At 67.7% G+C, this 17,565-nt stretch carries 14 protein-coding genes; 5 read left to right on the forward strand and 9 right to left on the reverse strand.

All coding sequences use genetic code 11. From position 1 onward, the window contains the following. The first annotated feature begins 74 nt into the window (after positions 1-74). Together Pla133_RS11060 and serS are read left to right on the forward strand one after the other, a co-directional pair. Positions 75-2,198 (forward strand): hypothetical protein, encoded by a 2,124-nt coding sequence (locus Pla133_RS11060; protein ID WP_145065137.1) that lies wholly within the window; start codon positions 75-77, stop codon positions 2,196-2,198. Positions 2,199-2,364: 166 nt separating this feature from the next. Further along, positions 2,365-3,642, forward strand: coding sequence for a serine--tRNA ligase (gene serS / locus Pla133_RS11065; protein WP_145065139.1), 1,278 nt, complete (start codon positions 2,365-2,367; stop codon positions 3,640-3,642). A 38-nt stretch (positions 3,643-3,680) separates the two neighbouring features. Here the strand turns inward: serS and Pla133_RS11070 are convergent, their stop codons facing one another. The 7 genes from Pla133_RS11070 to Pla133_RS11100 all read right to left on the reverse strand — a co-directional run bounded on the left by Pla133_RS11070 (position 3,681) and on the right by Pla133_RS11100 (position 11,996). Then, on the reverse strand, positions 3,681-4,715 hold the full coding sequence (locus Pla133_RS11070) for a PulJ/GspJ family protein (RefSeq protein ID WP_145065141.1): 1,035 nt from the start codon (positions 4,713-4,715) through the stop codon (positions 3,681-3,683). After that, a complete protein-coding gene (locus tag Pla133_RS11075; RefSeq protein ID WP_145065143.1) occupies positions 4,712-5,284 on the reverse strand; it encodes a type II secretion system protein in 573 nt (190 codons plus the stop codon). Before Pla133_RS11075 ends, Pla133_RS11070 begins: the two co-directional genes overlap by 4 nt. 4 nt (positions 5,285-5,288) lie before the next feature. After that, entirely contained in the window at positions 5,289-5,867 is a 579-nt protein-coding gene (locus tag Pla133_RS11080; RefSeq protein WP_419192369.1) for a prepilin-type N-terminal cleavage/methylation domain-containing protein, read from the reverse strand. A 94-nt stretch (positions 5,868-5,961) separates the two neighbouring features. Then, positions 5,962-6,405 (reverse strand): type II secretion system major pseudopilin GspG, encoded by a 444-nt coding sequence (gspG, locus tag Pla133_RS11085; protein ID WP_145065147.1) that lies wholly within the window; start codon positions 6,403-6,405, stop codon positions 5,962-5,964. Positions 6,406-6,490: 85 nt separating this feature from the next. Then, the gene (locus Pla133_RS11090; RefSeq protein ID WP_145065149.1) at positions 6,491-7,795 is read right to left on the reverse strand and encodes a type II secretion system F family protein; all 1,305 of its coding nucleotides are present in this window, start codon (positions 7,793-7,795) and stop codon (positions 6,491-6,493) included. Between the two features lie 35 nt (positions 7,796-7,830). After that, on the reverse strand, positions 7,831-9,537 hold the full coding sequence (locus Pla133_RS11095; protein WP_145065151.1) for a GspE/PulE family protein: 1,707 nt from the start codon (positions 9,535-9,537) through the stop codon (positions 7,831-7,833). Then, complete coding sequence (locus tag Pla133_RS11100; RefSeq protein ID WP_419192370.1) at positions 9,534-11,996, reverse strand: secretin N-terminal domain-containing protein; 2,463 nt, start codon at positions 11,994-11,996, stop codon at positions 9,534-9,536. The genes Pla133_RS11095 and Pla133_RS11100 overlap by 4 nt, the downstream gene beginning before the upstream one ends. A gap of 475 nt (positions 11,997-12,471) precedes the next feature. Between Pla133_RS11100 and Pla133_RS11105 the strand changes: the two genes are divergently transcribed. Continuing rightward, the gene (locus tag Pla133_RS11105) at positions 12,472-12,942 is read left to right on the forward strand and encodes a PTS sugar transporter subunit IIA (protein ID WP_145065155.1); all 471 of its coding nucleotides are present in this window, start codon (positions 12,472-12,474) and stop codon (positions 12,940-12,942) included. Positions 12,943-12,950: 8 nt separating this feature from the next. Here the strand turns inward: Pla133_RS11105 and Pla133_RS11110 are convergent, their stop codons facing one another. Next, positions 12,951-14,000 carry an arsenate reductase/protein-tyrosine-phosphatase family protein gene (locus tag Pla133_RS11110; RefSeq protein ID WP_419192371.1) on the reverse strand — a complete coding sequence of 350 codons (1,050 nt, stop codon included), beginning with the start codon at positions 13,998-14,000 and terminating at the stop codon, positions 12,951-12,953. Positions 14,001-14,110: 110 nt separating this feature from the next. Between Pla133_RS11110 and Pla133_RS11115 the strand changes: the two genes are divergently transcribed. Together Pla133_RS11115 and Pla133_RS11120 are read left to right on the forward strand one after the other, a co-directional pair. After that, positions 14,111-15,106 (forward strand): sensor histidine kinase, encoded by a 996-nt coding sequence (locus Pla133_RS11115; protein ID WP_145065159.1) that lies wholly within the window; start codon positions 14,111-14,113, stop codon positions 15,104-15,106. Then, a complete protein-coding gene (locus Pla133_RS11120) occupies positions 15,103-16,488 on the forward strand; it encodes a sigma-54-dependent transcriptional regulator (RefSeq protein ID WP_145065161.1) in 1,386 nt (461 codons plus the stop codon). Before Pla133_RS11115 ends, Pla133_RS11120 begins: the two co-directional genes overlap by 4 nt. Positions 16,489-16,746: 258 nt before the next feature. Here the strand turns inward: Pla133_RS11120 and Pla133_RS11125 are convergent, their stop codons facing one another. After that, positions 16,747-17,175 carry a BLUF domain-containing protein gene (locus Pla133_RS11125; protein ID WP_419192372.1) on the reverse strand — a complete coding sequence of 143 codons (429 nt, stop codon included), beginning with the start codon at positions 17,173-17,175 and terminating at the stop codon, positions 16,747-16,749. Between the last annotated feature and the right edge of the window lie 390 nt (positions 17,176-17,565).

Genomic DNA, 17,565 nt, shown 5'->3' on the forward strand with positions numbered 1-17,565 from the left:
AATGGGCCGCAGACCGGGGCTACACTGTGAACCCGCTGGGGCCGGGTGGCCTCGGTGGAACAGAGACCACCGCCATGACGCGATTGACCAGCCTGTCCGCCCTCGCCCTGCCGTCGCTGCTCCTACTCGGCCTGCCGCCCGCTGCGGTGCTTCCCGCTGCGGTGCTCCCCGCTGCGGTGCTCCCGGTTCCGCCTGCGGAGTTCATGGGGGCGACTACGCCATCGAGTCCCGCAGCCCGGGCCCTCAGTGCAGTTGCTGCCGCGGCCCAGGAGTTGAGCTACGAGGACTTCAAGGCCGAGTTCCGCCAGGCCTCGAAGATCGGTGACACCCGTAACGTCGGTCAACTGATCCGGCGCAACGAGATGAACACGCGCAACTTCGTGATCTTCACTGCCGAGGCGATGGGGGAGACCCCGGGTCCGGACCTGGGTCAGGACCTGAAGTGGCTCAAGGCCGGCTGGAAGGAGGCCCATGGCACGTCATTCGTGTCGAAGATGGAGACTTACTACCAGCTCATGCGGCCCGAGGTGCGTCGGGCCCACGTGTCCGCCAAGGCTCGCTACGACAAGGTGCGCGAACAGATCATCGCGGCCAAGGCGCAGGAGCGCTCCGACGAACGCTCGCGCAAGCTCGAGGGCCTGGCGGAAGAGGCCATGGCCATTCACAAGAGCTTCGACGAGATCGGCGACCACTACTACGCGTCCGAGATCGTGCTGCTGGCCGGGACGTCGGTCAACGCGGAGACGCTCACCGAGGAGGAGGCCAACCTGCCCCTGGTGCTCGAGGCCTACAAGGCCTTCATCGAGCACCGTGACTCGATCGAGTTGGAGGGCGCGAACTACACCGCCGTCAAGGAGCAGATCGCCTACCTCGAGACGCTCGGTGCCGCCCTCGATCCGAACACAGCGGCGGGACTCTCCCTGGGCAGCGGTATGCCCTTTGCGTCCACCTTCACAACGATCGAGGAGCTGACTGCGATCGAGCGCCCCAACTACTGGGCCGACGATGCGGCGCTCACTTGGCAGGCCGTGGGAATGGGGCGTGTCGGTTCGGACGTGAAGGTCGGCAACATCGATGGGGGACCCACCATCGAGCGCAGCGCCTTCGAGACGATCACGATCCGGCCGCTTGAGGGCGACCCGATCGAGGTCGCGCTGAGTGGTCGCACCAAGCTGATCGAGACCACGGTCGGGCGCAGCTCCGAGTTGCGTCCCTGGGCCTTCCTGATGCGGAACGCGACCAATCCCGAGTACCTGTTCGGTATCTCGATGAACTACTCGCCCACGGACGAGTTCCTGACCGTCTACTTGGCGCCGGCCGCGGCCGCGGAGTTCGAAGTCGACGGCGTGAAAGTTCAGGTCATCGATGACAACCTCGACGGGATCTACGGCAGTCCGCCGCTGCTCTACACGCGCTACGGCATGCGCGAGAAAGAGTACGAGCCGGTGGTCGACTCGGTCGTGATCGATGGCGCCAAGAAGGCCCTGCCCTGGAGCACGTTGGTGCAGATCGGCGAGCAGTGGTACCAGATCGACTCGATCGCGCGGGGCAAGTCGTTCACCCTCTACCCCGCCGAGCTGAACACCGGGACCATCAAGCTCGATGCCAAGGGGGTCGAGTTCGCCTCGCTGCTGATCGAAGGGGTCGACGCCCTGCAGGGCGCGGTCTTCGATATCTCCGATGCGAAGAAGGGCCAGCAGGTCCCGGCGGGCAAGTACCAGATCCTGGGAGGCACGGTCCGCGAGGGCGGTCGTTCGATCGTCAAGGCTGGGGTGACCGCACCCCTGCGGGGCGGCGCGATCTACGTGCGCCCTGACGAGGAGGTCGAAGTTCAATTCGGTGCGCCCTTCGGCTTCGACTTCGATGCGGAGCTCGACGGCGACCAGATCACCGTGATTGGGTCTTCGGTGGTCCCCGTGGGGGTCGCGGGTGAGCGCTACCACCGAATGTGGGAGACGCGCAATTCGCCGGAGATCTCCATTCGCAAGGCCGGGAGCGGGCGCGGAGGCAAGGGCACCAAGATGCAGGTCATCGGCGATGCACAGACCATCACCGACCTCGGACAGGACCAGGCCTGGAAGCCCCTCGATCAGTCGGTCGAGAACAAGTACGGGGCCGAGGTCGAGATCATGCTGACGGAGAAGAAGAACAAGCTCCTCGGCAAGATCGAGTCCGATTGGAAGCCGCCGGTCCAGTGAGTCCGGGCGGAGGGCGGCCCTGACATCGAGCCTGCCTGAGGTAGGGCGCGATCCCGTTGTGGCCGCCCATCCGGGCGCGGGTCGGGGCCTCCGCAGGGCGTAGAATCTGGCCCGCCACCCGCTTGTCCGCACTCCGTACGAAACCCGAGCCCCCCCGAGACCCAAGTTGCTGGACCTGAAGTTCATCCGCGCCGAGCCGGACGCCGTTCGTGCCGCGGCCGCCAAGAAGCGCATCCCTTGCGACGTCGACCGGATCCTGGAACTCGACGTCGAGGTACGCGCGCGGGGGCAACGCTTCGACGAGCTTCGGGCCGAGCAGAAGGCCACGGGCAAGGCGATGGGCAAGGCCAGCCCGCAGGAGCGCGAGCGGATCATCGCCCAGCAGACCGAGCTCAAGGCCGAGCTGAAAGTCCTCGAGGATGAAGTCGCGGCGCTCAAGGCCGAGCTTCAGGGGCACCTCGATCGCGTCCCCAACATTCCGGCCGACGACGTTCCCGACGGGGTAGACGACAGCGACAACGTCGAGATCAAGCGGGTGGGGGAGCCCACTAGCTTCGCCTTCGAGCCGCGCGACCACGTGACCCTGGCCGAGGGGCAGGGTTGGCTCGACACCATTGCGGGCGCACGCATCGCCGGCAGCCGCAACTACATCCTCAAGGGCGATCTTTCGCTGCTGGAGGGGGCCGTGATGCGCTTCGCCCTGGAGCACATGGTCGAGCGGGGCTTCACGCCCCTTTCGGTACCGACCCTCGTGCGCACGGAGGTCATGTACGGCACGGGCTACTTCCCTGGTGGCGAGGACCAGGCCTACCGCTGCGACGAGCGCGACGATCTGTGCCTGGTGGGAACCGCCGAGGTGCCGGTCACGGCGCTGCACGCGGAGGAGATCCTGCCGCTCGATCAACTCCCGCGGCGCTACGTGGCCCTGTCCTCCTGCTACCGGCGCGAGGCCGGTGCAGCCGGGCGCGACACGCGCGGCCTGTACCGGGTGCACCAGTTCCAGAAGGTCGAGCAGGTGGTCATCGACATCGCCGACGCCCAGCGCTCGATCGAGCACCACCAGGCCATCCTCCAGAACGCGGAGGCCGTAATGATCGCCCTGGGATTGCCATACCGGGTGGTCAACGTCTGTGGCGGTGACCTGGGCCAGCCCCAAGTGCAGAAGTTCGACATCGAGACGTGGATGCCCTCACGTGAGGGCTACGGCGAAACCCACTCAGCCTCGCGCTTCCACGACTTCCAGGCGCGGCGACTGATGCTCAGGTACCGGGACGGCGAGGGCAAAGTGCACTTCTGCCACACCCTCAACAACACCGTGGCCGCGAGCACGCGGATGCTGATCGCCCTGCTCGAGAACTGCCAACTGGCCGATGGCCGGATCGCGGTCCCCGAGCCCTTGCGACCCTACCTGCGGGGTCGTGCAGTCCTGGGCCAGCCGCTCTGAGCGGCTGGGCCCGCTGAGGAGCTGGGCCCTGTCGTGAATCAGCCGCCACCACCGAACAGCGGCGGGACCGACGTCGGCCCGTTGCCACCGCCGGACAGGATCTGGGTGAAGCTGCCGGTGTTGCCGCCGCCGCCCCCACCGGGGAAGCCGCCGCTGCCGCCGAAGCCGCCACCGTCCCCAAGGCCCTCACCGCCCGCGCCGCCGTCTGCGATGCCTCCGCCGCCCAGGTCGCCGGCGCCCGCCTGGGGTGGGCCGATCACAGGGATCTTGGGCAGGGGCTGAACGACCATCGCGTTGCGAAGGTACTCGGGGAAGCGGATCACACGCCGGTACTCGACCGTGCGTTTCTCGACATCGGCCAGCTTGATCTGTTCGCGCACCAGGCGGGGCGCAAGCTCCAGGGTCAGCGTGATCTCGATCCGCGCCGGCAGTCCCACCTGTTCATCCTCGGCGGTCCACTCGTCGAGCGGTTCGGGATCCTCTTCGGTCTCGTCCGCGTAGACCTCGATGTTGAAGTCCTTCACGCGGTCGTGGAGGAAGGTGTAGCGACCGCCGCTGAAGGGCTCGTTGTCGACCCCGAAGCCCTCGCGCCGGTAGATCTCCAGGAAGTCGTCGTTGCGCGGGTTGGGCCGCAGGCAGTAGCCGACCTCGTTGAAGTCGGAGTGCAACCTGTCGTTACCGACGAAGATCGGCGCCAGGCTGCCCGTGCTGGTGACGAAGTCGATGCGGTCGCCGTCACGCCCGGCCAGGGTGCGATCCTGGATCCGCAGGGCGTCGGCGGGGGGCCGACCGAATACGAAGATGCTACGCAGGTCGCGCTCGATGTTGTCGAGGATCGCCGGGCCCGCGAGCTGGTTCTCTTGGATGTTGTGGATCAGGTCCCGGGTGGCGCGCGCGCTCGCCAGGACGCTCGAGATGCCGACCAGGATGCTGGACATGATCACCGTAACCACCAGCACTTCGGCCAGGGTGAAGCCGGCGCGCGGCGCACCCAGGGACCGGGCTCGGTGGACGAGGGTCGAAGCCCGCCGCGCTAGCCCGTCTTGGAGTCGCCCGTCGTGGAACACCTTCATCGCGCACCGCCCCCTTCCTCAGGCTTGCCGTAGACGAGCTCCCATTCGATCCACTGCTCCAGCATCAGCTCACCCTTGTACCTGCCGGTGGTGGGGAAGGTGACGCGGATACGGACCTGCTCGTAGGGCTCCTCGAGTAGCTCTTCGTCTCCGTCCGAATCCTCCAGCTGTTCGCGCTCGCGTTCCCTGCGTGCCTCGATCGCGTCGTAGGGCAGATTGCTCTCGACATCCTCGAGCTCGGGGAACTGCTCGTCCCCGACCAGCACTTCCCAGTGGAACAGGGGGTAACCCTGGTCCGCGTAGGTCTGCTCGTCGAGGCCGTCCTCGATCTCCTCACGCCACTCGCCACCGGCGATCTCGCCCAGGGTCATCAGGGCCAGCTCGCGCGCCACCTTGAGGTTGCGAGTGTGGGCCGCTTCGAACTTGGACTTGTTCAGGCCCTCGACCAGCATTACCAGGGCGACGCCGACGATCACGATCGTCACGGCGACCTCGGCCAGGGTGAAGCCGTCACCTCGGGAAGGACCGCGTGTGGATTCGCTTGGCACTAGCCTGCGTGGGAGTCGCATGGGATCAGTCGAAATCTCCGTCGTCGACCAGCTCGCGACGGAAGTTGGGATCTTCGTGGAATCGGAGCAGGCCGGTCAGGGCCAGCATCTCGATCGTGTGGTATTGGTCGAAGGTCTCGTTGTGCAGCAGGATCGTGACGTCGTCCGTCGCGCCGAGAGGGTCGAAACGCAACTGGATCGTCTCGTCCGCGTACTCCTCGCCGTTGATCGTCACGAGGGCGAAGCGCACACCCTGATGCAGCTTGGTGCGCTGCATGTTGACTCGCTGATCGACGTTGGGCTCGAACTCGCCCTTCGCGTTGAAGGGCGTCTCGAGCCAGTACTCGCCACTCGTCATGTCGATGTGGACGAAGTACTCCGAGCCTCGCGAGATCGCTTCCGATCGCGCACCAGAGATCCGTGCCGCGATCACGCGGATGTCCGCCGCCAGGTTGGCCCGGGGGAGGACCGAGCGCCAAGAGACGGCGACCACGCCGACCAGTAGGCCGATCAGTACCAGCACGACGAGCAGCTCTACCAGGGTGAAGCCCTGCGTGCCGCCGCTCGACCGTGCCGTGGCACCGCGCGCTGCTGCACCGCTCACTGCTACACCCTTCACAGCGCGACCTTCCATAGAAGAGCGGCTAGCCATGGTCCCAGCTGCCGGGCGATCGGGCAGGCGCATCACGGGGACGGACTCACTCGTCGTCGCTCAGGCCCTTGGCCCAGTTCTGGTCGCGGTCGGCCGCCTTGCCCTCGCCGCCGATCTGGCCGTCCTCACCCATGGAGTAGACGCGGAAGTCCTGTCCGCCGGAGGGCGGGTCGTACTGGTACTCGTTCTTCCAGGGGTCGGTCGGAATCTTGCCGCCGGACTTCAAATAGGTCTCGCCCGTCTCGTCCTCTTCGACCAGGGCGTCGAGGGAGTCCGGGTAGACCCCGCCGTTGCTGAGGGCGTAATTGTCCAGGGCGCCTGCGATCGAGACCAGGTCGGACCTCATCCGAGTTTCCTGGCCCTTGAACAGGTACTTGAAGGCGTTGGGGGCGACGACGCCCACGAGCAGGCCGATGATCACGATCACGACCATCAACTCGGCGAGCGAGAAGCCTTCACGCCGCGAGCGTCGGAGGATGCGGTTCTTCATGGTTGGAGAGTCCGTTGTTTGGATGTACGGGGCCGAAGGCCCGGGGTGAGCGTCCGATTCGCCGGGGCCGAGGCGGCGCCGAGGATCAGCCGATCTGGGTGGTTTGGAGGATGGGCAGGACGATCGAGATCACGATGAAGCCGACGATCACGGCCAGCACAACGATCATGATCGGCTCGAGGACCGTGGTGACCCGTTCGGTCACGACGTCGACCTCCTCGTCGTAGGCGTCGGCCACGCGGTCGAGCATCTGCTCCAGCTCGCCCGAGGCCTCCCCAACGGAGACCATGTAGCCCACGCTGGCGGGGAAGACCCCGGTCGCCTTGAGCGGACTGGCGATGTCCGTGCCCTCGATGATCTTGTCCTTGATCTCGGTCGTGGCCTTGGCGATGACCTGGTTGCCGACCACGTCCGCGGTGATCTCCAGGGCTTGGACCGCCGGCACCCCGCTCGAGAGCAGGGTGGCCAGGGTGCGCGAGAAGCGGGAGACGGCGCGCTTGCGGAAGAGCTCGCCGAGCAGCGGCACCCCGAGCAGGAAGCGGTCGATCTTCATGCGCCCCTTGGGCGAGCGGTAGTACCGCTCGAGCAGTGCCGAGATCGCTGCAACCGCCAGGAACAGCACCCACCAGTAGACCTTGAAGAACTCCGAGACCCCGACGAGGATCTGCGTCGGCAAGGGCAGGGTCTGGCCGGTGTCCTTGAGCATCGCGGTGATGCGGGGCACGACGACAGCCATCAGGATACTGACGACGATCACGCCCAGCCCGACCATCAGCAGGGGGTAGGTCAGGGCCGAGACGACCTTGCGCTGCAGGGCCCGTTGAGCCTGGAGGAAGTCGGCCAGGCGCGTCAGCACCACGTCCACCTGACCGGTCGCCTCACCGGCGCGAACCATGTTCACGTAGAGCTCGCTGAACAGTTCCGGGTGCTCGGCCAGGGAGTCGCCCAGGCTGTTGCCCTGGGTGATGCGTTCGCGCAACTCCCGGAAGAGGGTCTCGATCCGTCGAGACTCGGCCTGCTCGATGATGGCGCGCAGTGCCTCCGCCAGCGGAATGCCGGCGCCCAGCAAGGTGCCCAGTTGCCGCGTGATCGCACCCACCAGCTCCAGGTCGCGCCCGGACGCGCCGCCGGAGTTGGCCCGCCGGTGCTCCATGTAGCGGGTCAGGAAGCCCGGCTTGCGGTCCTTGCCGCGAGAGTCGCCCTTACCCTTGGCCGAGACTGCCGGGGATCCACCGCGACTCTTGCCGCGCTTGCGGACCACCCGCAGGTCGGAGACCAGCAGCTTGTCCTTCCGCAGACGCTGACGCGCCTCGCGCGGCGTGTCGGCGTCAATCACACCGGTGCGGGTGGATCCGCCCTCGGCGTAGGCCTTGTACTCGTAGATGGGCACGTTTGAGTCGGAAGGGGCCAGGGCCGAGCCGCGGCTCAGCCCATTTCGAGCTGCGTCATTCGCAGCACTTCGTCGGGCGTGGTGTGGCGGTCACGGATCTTCTGGCAGCCATCGAGGCGCAGGGTGATCAGACCCCGCTCGATCGCCGAGCGCTGGATCACCGAGGCGGTCGCGCCCTCCATGACCTGGGTTCGCATGGCTTCGTCGACGGGCAGGAACTCGTAGATGGCGGTCCGGCCGCTGTAGCCCGTGTGGTAGCACTCCTCGCAGCCGGCACCCACGGCGATGCGTCCGCCGAGCTCTTCGCTGGTCATGCCGAGCTTCTTGAGCTTGGCCGCCCACTCGTCGTCGATGTCCTCTTCGGTCCGGCAGTGGGAGCAGATCGTCCGCACCAGCCGTTGGGCGATCACGAGCACGATCGAGCTGGCCACCAGGTACGGCTCGACGCCCTGGTCGACCATCCGCACGATCGTGCTGGCCGCGTCGTTGGTGTGGACGGTCGAGAAGACCAGGTGGCCCGTGAGAGCGGCGCGGATCGCCACCTCGGCCGTCTCCAGGTCTCGAATCTCACCGACCATCATCACGTCGGGGTCCTGGCGCAGGAACGAGCGCAGGCCGGCGGCGAAGGTCAGACCCTTCTTGGCGGCCACCTGCACCTGGCTGATGCCGGCCAGGGAGTACTCGACGGGATCCTCGATCGTCAGGACGTTCTTCTGCGTCGTGTCGATCTCGGTCATGGCCGCGTACAGCGTGGTCGTCTTGCCCGAGCCAGTGGGGCCGGTGACGAGCACGATGCCCGAGGTGTAGTTGATGAACTCACGCAGCATCGCGCGGTTCTTCTCTTCCAGCCCGATCTCGTCGATCGTGTACAGCCGGGCCGACTTGTCGAGCAGACGCATGACGATGCGCTCGCCATTGCTGGTCGGCACCGAGCTGATCCGGACGTCGACCTCACCCTCGCCCAGTCGGATCGACGCGCGACCATCCTGGGGCAGTCGCCGCTCGGCGATGTCCATCTTGCCCATGACCTTGACGCGACTGACGATCGCTTCGTGGGCCTTGCGCGGGATGGAATCCATGTTGTAGAGGATGCCGTCGATGCGGAAGCGGACCTGCGTGCGGTCGGGGTACGGATGGAAGTGCACATCCGACGCGCGCATCTTCAAGGACTGGAACAGGATCGTGTTGACCAGCTTGATGATGGGGGCCTTGTTGGAGACGTCGAGGACGTCTTCCGCGTCCTCGACCTCCTTGGCCAGGCCGGCGATGTCGGCGTCGTCCGCCACATCGGCCAGTGCCTGGTCGACCCCGTCCGCCTTGTGGCGGTAGGCGCGGGCGATCAACGTGTTGATCTCACCCAGGGGCGCCAGGACCGGCTCGACCTCGGTGCCGAGCATGGCCGCGAGGTCGTCCATCGGGTTGGTGTCGAGCGGTGAACTCGTGGCCACCCGCATCACGCCCAACTCGTCCTGCTCGAGGGCTACCAGGCTGTAGTTGCGCGAGAACTGGACCGGGATCCGATCGACGAAGCCCGCCGGGACCCGTAGGCCGTCGAGGGACTCGCGCACTTCGTAGCCGAGCAACTGGCCGTAGGCCTGCAGTACCGCGACCTCAGGCAGGTAGTCCTTCTTGACGATGACGCGATCGAGGGATTCGCCGGACGTCGAGGCGATCCGACGGCACTCGTCCAGCTTCTCGCGGGACAGGCCCCTTTCGACCAGGATGTCGGCAACCGAGGTCACTGGTCGTCGCCTCCGCTAGTTGCGGCCGGTACCAGCTCGGGGGTGGCTCCACTCGCGGTGGTTTCCGGTGTCTCGGGAACCATGTTGATGCCATAGACGGCGTCCTGCGCTGCCGCTTGCTTGGCAGCTGCCTTCTCGGAAGCACCGTCGAGCATCTCGCGCCGACGCTGGGCGTCGATGCCGACGTCGGCGGGATCGACCTCGCCCACCGGCGGGCGGCGGTACAGCGGCACTTCGAAGCCCATCAGCGTGTTCTCGTCGTCGCCGATCCCGAAGTCGGGGTCGATCACGCGCAGGCGGTCGGCGCCGATGATGTCGGACGCCTCGAGCTTCTTGCGATAGGAGATCTCGGCCAGGTCGGCGAAGTCCTCGTCGGCCAGGATGTGGGGCGTGACGAAGAAGTAGAGCGTGCGCCGGTCTTCGGTCTCCTGGTCGCGGCGGAACAGGGCGCCGATGATCGGCAGGTCACCGAGCCACGGCGTCTGCTGCCGCAGCAAGGTCGTGTTGTTGGTGATCACACCGCCGATGATCATCGTGTCGCCGTCGGGGACGTTGATCGTCGTCTGCAGGCGACGCGTCACGCGCGGCGGGGGGATCGAGGCGTTGGTCGTGCTGCCGAGGAAGTTGGAGACTTCCAACTCGACGCCCAGGCGCAGGTAGCGCGAGGCGCTGATCGAGGGCGAGATGGTGAGCGTGATACCCGCCTCCTGGTAGCCCTGGAAGTTCTCCTGGGTCTGGCCGCTCACGCCGCCGGTCGCGGTGATCTGGGTGAAGGGGCGCTCGTCCAGGGTCGAGACCGTGGCGCTGTCGTTGTTGTTGACCAGGATCGACGGCACCGAGAGCACGTTGGCGTTCTCGCGCGTCTGCAGGAGGCGCACCAGGAAGGGCAGGGCGAAGTCGTCGCCGTCGAGGATGCCGGCGGTGATACCGCTCGCGAAGGTGGGCACCCGGGCGTCCGGGATGCCGTCCAGGTCCAGGTCCTCGAGGGTCGAAAGGCCCCAGCTCGTGATGCCGAAGCCACCGGTCTCGCTGGTGCCCGGAAGATCGGCGAAGCCGAGCTCGACGCCGATGTCCTGGAAGTCGTTACCCGACAGCTCGATCAGCGCGGTCTCGATCAGCACCTGGTCCGCGCGGCGGTCGAGGTCCTGGATCAGCTGAACCACCTCGGCGTAGCGAGTCTTGTTGGCGGCGATCAGCAGGGAGTTGGTGGCCGGTTCGGGCACGACCACGACCTCCTCGGTGCTCGAGCTGCCGCTGGAGCCACCCTGCTGGGAACTGCCCGACGAACGGTTCGCGCTGTCGGTCACCCGCGCGGCGTCCTCCAGGAAGCTCTCCAGCACGTCGGCCAGCTCCTCCGCGCCCACGTTGGCAAGGGTGTAGACGTTGTAGGAGCGCTCGGGCTCGATCACCTCGGTGTCGAGGCGCGCGATCAGCTCCTTGATTGCCGGCAGGTCCTTGGGAAGCGCGACGACCGCGAGCGAGTTCGTTCGCCGGTCGACGATGATCTTGGCGCTCGATTGGTTGCGGGCCTGGGGCGTCGTGGTCTCGCCGGCGGCCTGCCGCGCGACCTGCTCCGCCTCCTGGCTGGCCTCGAGCAGTTGCTCGACCATGTCGGAGACGTCGTCGGCCGAGGCGAACTCGAGCGGGACGTAGTCGAACACCGGCGGATCGGGGGGCGGGATGATCGACTCCTGGTCGATCAGGAACAGCAGCTTGGCGAGCTGGACGATGTAGCTGCCGAAGCCCTGCAGGATCAGCGAGTCGCTGTTGCCCGCGGGGACCATGTTCAGGGTGTTCTGATCGGTGATCAGGCTGCGCAGGGAGTTCGACAGCTGGCGCACGTCGGTGTGCGGCAGGGTGACCACGGTGGTGATCAGCGTGGCCGGCTGGTCCGCGTAGCCGTCAAGCTCCTCGGGCAGCACGTAGATCGACTTCTGGCGGATCGAACCCTGGGTCCGCGCGTTGCTCGAGGCCAGGCTCTGGATCACGGTCACCGTCAACGGCGGGGCGCCGACCTCGACGCACGCGAAGTTGTGGATGAACATGATGATCTGAAAGAAGCTGTAGAAATCCTGCTTGGGGATTCGCTTCGTTCCGATCATCCGCACCGTCTCGTTCTTCAGCTCGTCGCTGGCCTCCTTGGGCACGATGAACTGGAGTCCTGTGGCCTGCTCGCAGGCCTTGATGAACTCGAGCAGGGACATGCCCTCGTCATCCTCCTTCTCGGCGAAGTTGAGGATGAAGAAGTCGCCCTCCGCCTGGATGGGGGGGACGGCGCCCTCTTGGTTGGCCGAGTTGCCGCTGGCGGCAGCGTTCCCGCCTCCTCCACCTCGTCCGTTCTGGACCAGCGGTGTTGTCGACGCAGGGGCGACAGCCGCCGACGTCGATGCAGCCGTGACGGCGGGGGCGGGCGCCGGCGAGGCGCTGAGCAGCAGAGAGGCGAGCAGGGTGGCGATCATGTTCGAGCGTCGGTCGGCGAGTGGCTTCTGCGGTCGCGGGCGTGTTCGGTGGAAGGGCCGAATTCGGCCGATGGCCGGCATTCTTGGCCTGAGGCCCCGAGGCCTCGGCGCCCGTTTCGGTGACCGGAGGTCGCCGAGTCGGTCGAGGACGTGAGCCGGGCGAGCCAGGCGCGTGGCCCCCAGGGGGGCCTTGCGGCGCGCCGCGACTCACCGTTTGGTTGAGCTTATCTCGTTGTGCTGTCTTGATTTAGGCGCCCCGATCGGAGGCGATCGCGGGCACTCTATGGAGCCGCCGGTCACGTGTCAAACCCGCGACCTGTGGAGAGGATGCCTCGCGATGTAGTGCGACGTTCGGGGAAGCCTAATCTTCCCGCCGAAGCATCAAGAGGGCCGCCTCGCCCTTCCAGACCATCTCCGACGTCGGCACCATGTTCGGCCCACGGCCGCCGCTGTCCCCGTCCCGCTCCCACCCTCGATGCGCCTTTCCGAGCTCCTGCGACAGGAGGACCTGTTGGTCCCCTTGGAAGCCGTTGACAAGTGGGACGCGATCGCGCGCCTGGTCGCCCACCTGGTCAAGTGCGGGCGGATTCCCGAGGACGCCCGCGGCGAGCTGCTGGAATTGGTCCTGGCCCGTGAACGGTCCATGTCCACCGGCATGGAGCACGGGATCGCGATCCCCCACGCCGCCGTCGACGCACTCGACGAGCTGGTGGCCTGCATGGGGGTGGTGCAGTCGCCCGAAGGCTTGGCCTTCGAGGCCATCGACGCCCGGCCGAGCTACCTGGTCGTGGTGCTCTTGATTCCGCGCGCCCAGAAGCTGCTGCATATCCGCACCCTGGCCGACGTGGCCCGGGTGCTCAGGCAGGAGTCCGTGCGCCAGGGACTGCTGAGTGCCCCGAACTCCCAGGGTGCTTGGAAGGTCCTCGACGAGGCCGAGGCCGACTGACGAACGCCTCAGGCCCAGCTCTCGCCACGGGCGCTGACCATGGCGGCGATCGCTCGGGCGCAGCGTTGGTAGTCGTCGAGGGAGCCGCCGACCGGGTCGGGAACGTCGCCCCCCTGCGGATCCAGCAGGTCCAGATGGTCGGCGCGCCCCGGCGGCAGGGACATCCGTAGGGCCTCGAGGTGGGAGCGGGTCAGGCAGTAGACCCGGTCGAGGCTGGCAATGAGTTCCGGGGTGGCCGATCGCGAGCGATGTCCTTCCAGGTCCAGTCCGCGCTCGGCCATGGCCGTAACAGCGTGGGCCGAGGGCGGTGACCCCGGTCCAGCGAACACGCCCGCCGAGACCACGCTGAAGCCGAAGCGCGTGAGGTCGTCACTGGCGAGGCGTCGCGCCAGGTCAGCCCGGGCCAGGGTCTCGGCCATGGGGCTGCGGCAGGTGTTGCCGGTGCACACGAAGCCGATCGAAAGGCCCGCAGTCTGACGCAGGCTCTCGATCGGTAGGAGCCCCTCGCGGGTCAGCTCGAACGCCCCCGGCCCGACGCGCAGCACCGCCGCCGCCTCCGCCAGCCGGGTGGGGCCGCCGTCGGCGAGCAGGCGCAGGCCCGAGCCGTGGACCCGCTCGACCGCGTCGGCGTCGGTCAACGCGGCGCCCTCGGCGTCCGACGCCGGCGTCCACACCAGCCCGTGTCCGAGCGCCTCCACCAGGCCTCGGGTCCCGACGTGGGCCGTCGCGCGGAATGCTCGCCGGCGGGCGTCCGAGGCGATGCCGTCGATGGTCAAGGGGCCCGGCCAGTAGCGCTCTACCAGGCGCGCCACCAGTGGCTGCAACTGCAGATCGCCGGTCGCCCGGTTCGGTCCCGCAACGGCCTGCACCAAAGGTGTGGCGTTCGAGCCGAACGCGGCCAGGACCCCCGGGTCGTTGACGTCCGCCGCCAGGACGTAGCCGCACTCCGTCGGCAGGCCGACGACTCCGCCGCCGTCCAAGGCCTGCGCGATGGCCGAGACGGCCTCGTTCGAGGGAGCTCGGTCCGGGAGGGGGATGCGCTTGCAGGTGGCAGTCATGGGGATTCGAGGCCTCGCGGAGGCCGGATCGGTGCCGGGGCGGGCAGCGGCCCAAGTAGAGTACGCACCTGCGCGCGGCGCCTCCAACTCGCGCGGCACCCCCAAGCCCAATGACCCCCAGCGATTCTGGCAGTGAGGCCGAAGCGGCCGCCGAGAAGCCGGTCCCCCAGCCTCCGTCGCCGAGCCCCGACGGGCGCGGTGGGCGCGATGGGGCGGCCGACGCCCCCCGCGCGGAGCCTTCCCGCGCGGAGCCATCCCGCGCCGAGACCGCCCGGGTCGAGGCCGACGACCAGTTTGCCTTCCTTTCGCGCCTGGCCGGGGGCCTGGCCCACGAGATCAAGAATCCCCTCTCGACCATGGCCATCAACCTGGCCCTGCTCCAGGAGGATTGGGAGCGGGTCGCCGCCCAGCGCAGCGCGGACGTGCCCCTGCCGCCCCGGGAGCAGCGCACCTTGAAGCGGGTCACGACCCTGCAGCGCGAGGTGCAGCGGCTCGAGACCATCGTCCAGGACTTCCTCGACTTCGTGCGCGGCGCCGCCGTGAACCGTCGGCCCCAGAACATCGGCGCGATCGTCCAGGAGGTGCTCGATTTCGTCGAGCCGGAGAACGACCAGGCTGGCGTCCGTCAGCGCACCGACATCGTCTTCGGCCTGCCCTTGGTGTTGGTGGACGAGGCGCAGATCAAGCAGGCCCTGCTCAACCTGCTGATCAACGCGCGTCAAGCCATGCCCACCGGCGGCGAGATCCTGGTGCGCGTGCGGCGGGTCGGTAACGACGCGGAGGTGTCGATCACCGACACCGGCATCGGCATGACACCGACCCAGGTCGAGCGCTGCTTCGACGTGTACTGGTCCAACAAGAAGGGCGGCACCGGTCTGGGACTTTCGACGACCCGGCGTATCGTCGAGGAGCACGGCGGTTCGATCCACGTGATCACCGAGCAGGGCCGCGGGACCTCGTTCCTGGTCTGCCTGCCCCTGGCCGTCGAGCTGACCGGCGACAACCGTAGCGAGGTGCAGGTCGACCCGACCGAGCCCCGCACCTTCGACGTCGAAGCACGCGAGCGGCGCCTGGACGGTGCCGGAGAGGACGACGAACGGGCATGACTCCCCCCAAGGACGAAGTTGGCAACGCGGGACGCGTGCTGATCATCGACGACGACGAGGGGCACGCCGAGGCCCTGGCTGACGGGCTGGAATTGGACGGCTACGTCTGCACCCTGGCGCACTCAGGGGAGGAGGGCATCGCCAAGATGGGGGACGCGACCTACGACGCGGTACTGACCGACCTGGTCATGCACGATCGCGACGGGCTCGAGGTCCTGGCCGAGGCCGGAGCCCTCCAGCCGGAGGCCGCGGTGCTCTTGATCACCGGCCACGGGTCGGTCGAGACCGCGGTCGACGCCATGCGCCGCGGCGCGGTCGACTACATCGAGAAGCCCGTCCGCATCAACGAGCTGCGTACGCGCCTGGAGCGGGCGATCGAGAACCGCCGCCTGCGCCGCGAACACCGCGAGCTGCGCCAGCAGGTCGATCGCCAGTTCCGGCTCGAGGGCATCGTCGGCCACAGCCCCGCGATGCAGCGGGTCTTCGACGTGATCCAGCAGGTCTCTGCGACCAACGCGACGGTGTTGATCCTGGGCGAGAGTGGCACGGGCAAGGAACTGGTAGCGCGCGCCATCCACCGCGGCAGCCCGCGCTCGGAGCGTCGCTTCGTGGCCATGAACTGCGCGGCCCTGTCCGAGGGCCTGATCGAGAGCGAGCTCTTCGGGCACGTGAAGGGCTCCTTCACCGGCGCCGTGACCCACAACGAGGGCCGCATGGTCTACGCCGACGGCGGAACCCTGTTCCTCGACGAGGTCGGGGACATGCCCCTCGACACCCAGGCCAAGCTGCTGCGGGTGCTCGAGACGCGCGAGGTGCAGCCGGTGGGCGGCAACACGACCAAGAAGGTCGACATTCGCCTGCTGGCCGCGACGAATCACGATCTGCGCGATCTGGTCAGCAAGGGCAAATTCCGCGAGGACCTGCTCTACCGCCTGCAGGTGGTGACGGTCGACCTGCCGCCCCTGCGCGAGCGCGTCGGCGACGTGCCGCTGCTGCTCGACCACTACGTGCACGAGCTCTCGGCCCAGCACGGCCGCGAGGTGCGCGGCATCACCCCCGAGGCCCGCGCGGTGTTGGTGCGTTACGCCTGGCCGGGCAACGTGCGCGAGCTGCGCAACGTGGTCGAGAACATGGTGCTCTTGACCCGCTCCGACGTGATCGGCATCGACGACGTGCCCGAACAACTGCTGGACGGCCCGCGCGTCGAGGGCGGCGGCGGCGGGGGCTATGACCTCACCGGGCGCAGCCTCCAGGAGGTCGAGCGCGACCTGATCGCCGCCAACCTGTCTCTGGTCGAGGGCAACCGTCAGAAGGCCGCCCAGATGCTCGGTATCGGCGAACGGACGCTCTATCGCAAGCTCAAGGAGTACGGACTCTCCTGACGGCGAGTTGGAGTGGCGTCGCGCACTGGCCGTGACCGGCCCGTGCGGAACCGAGGCCCTCGCGGGCGGTGTTCGGTGGCTGCGGTGATCGAGAAACGGGGCAATGGGCAAGCGGGCTTCATCCGAGCGCGCGAGCCGCGCGGTTCGATCGGCATCTGGTACGGCCCGCGACCGACGTGGCTTCGGCCTGTCGAGGATCTCCGCGCGGCGAAGCTGCGGGAGTCGCGCCCAGAACCAATCCGGCGGGGCAGCCCAGGATCACTCCGAATCGGGGAGCGAGGACTCGGCCAACTCGGCCAACTCGGCCATGAGCTCGACCAGGGAGCCGTGATCCAGGCGCGCCAGATCCAGGTCGCCCGTGTCCGAATACTCGAGCAACTTCCGTCGGCTTACCTCACGCATCGAGAGGAAGCCCATGGACCAGTTGCTGAACGTCCGTCGCTCCACGTCTTCGCAGCCGACCAGGTTGATCTCACGGTGCCGGTCGTCCGCCATGATCCTCTCGAGCAGGCGCGAGACCTGCTCGCGTCCGCCCTCGAGCACCTGGACGAAGCAGTCATGGCGGTAGAGCATGAAGCCCGTGATGGATGCCTCTCGATTGCGCACGCGGGCCACCCCGAGGATCTCGTTGATCTCGACCAGCGTCGTGCCGTCCGCCGGGCGACTGAAGTAGCTGAGTTGAGTCATCACCATGATCCAACCGGGGTCGACCGTCGTCGATCGCAGACTTGAGTGGACCGGAACCTATCTGACTGAGCGCTGGGGGTGGCGGGCTCGCGTTCCGCGGGTTCGCCCCCCCCCCCTAAAGTGTTCGCCAAGCTCGCCCTTGGAGCCGCGATCTTGGGGACTGGCGCGAGGTGCGCGGGGTCCGCCGCTGGGCCAGTCGAACCAGGTGCAGGGCGATCGAGCCCGGCCAAGGCCCTGGATCCGAGGTCCTTGGCCCGCATCGGTCACCAGGATCCGCACCCAGCACGCCCAAACGGCGGCCCGCGGCCGCCACTCGGCCGCCACTCGGCCGCAGACGGCAGCTCGCGAACCGATCCGTCGTCGGCGGGGTTTGTAGCCCCGCCTGCGCGG

The sequence above is a fragment of the Engelhardtia mirabilis genome, assembly GCF_007748095.1.
GTDB lineage: Bacteria > Planctomycetota > UBA1135 > UBA1135.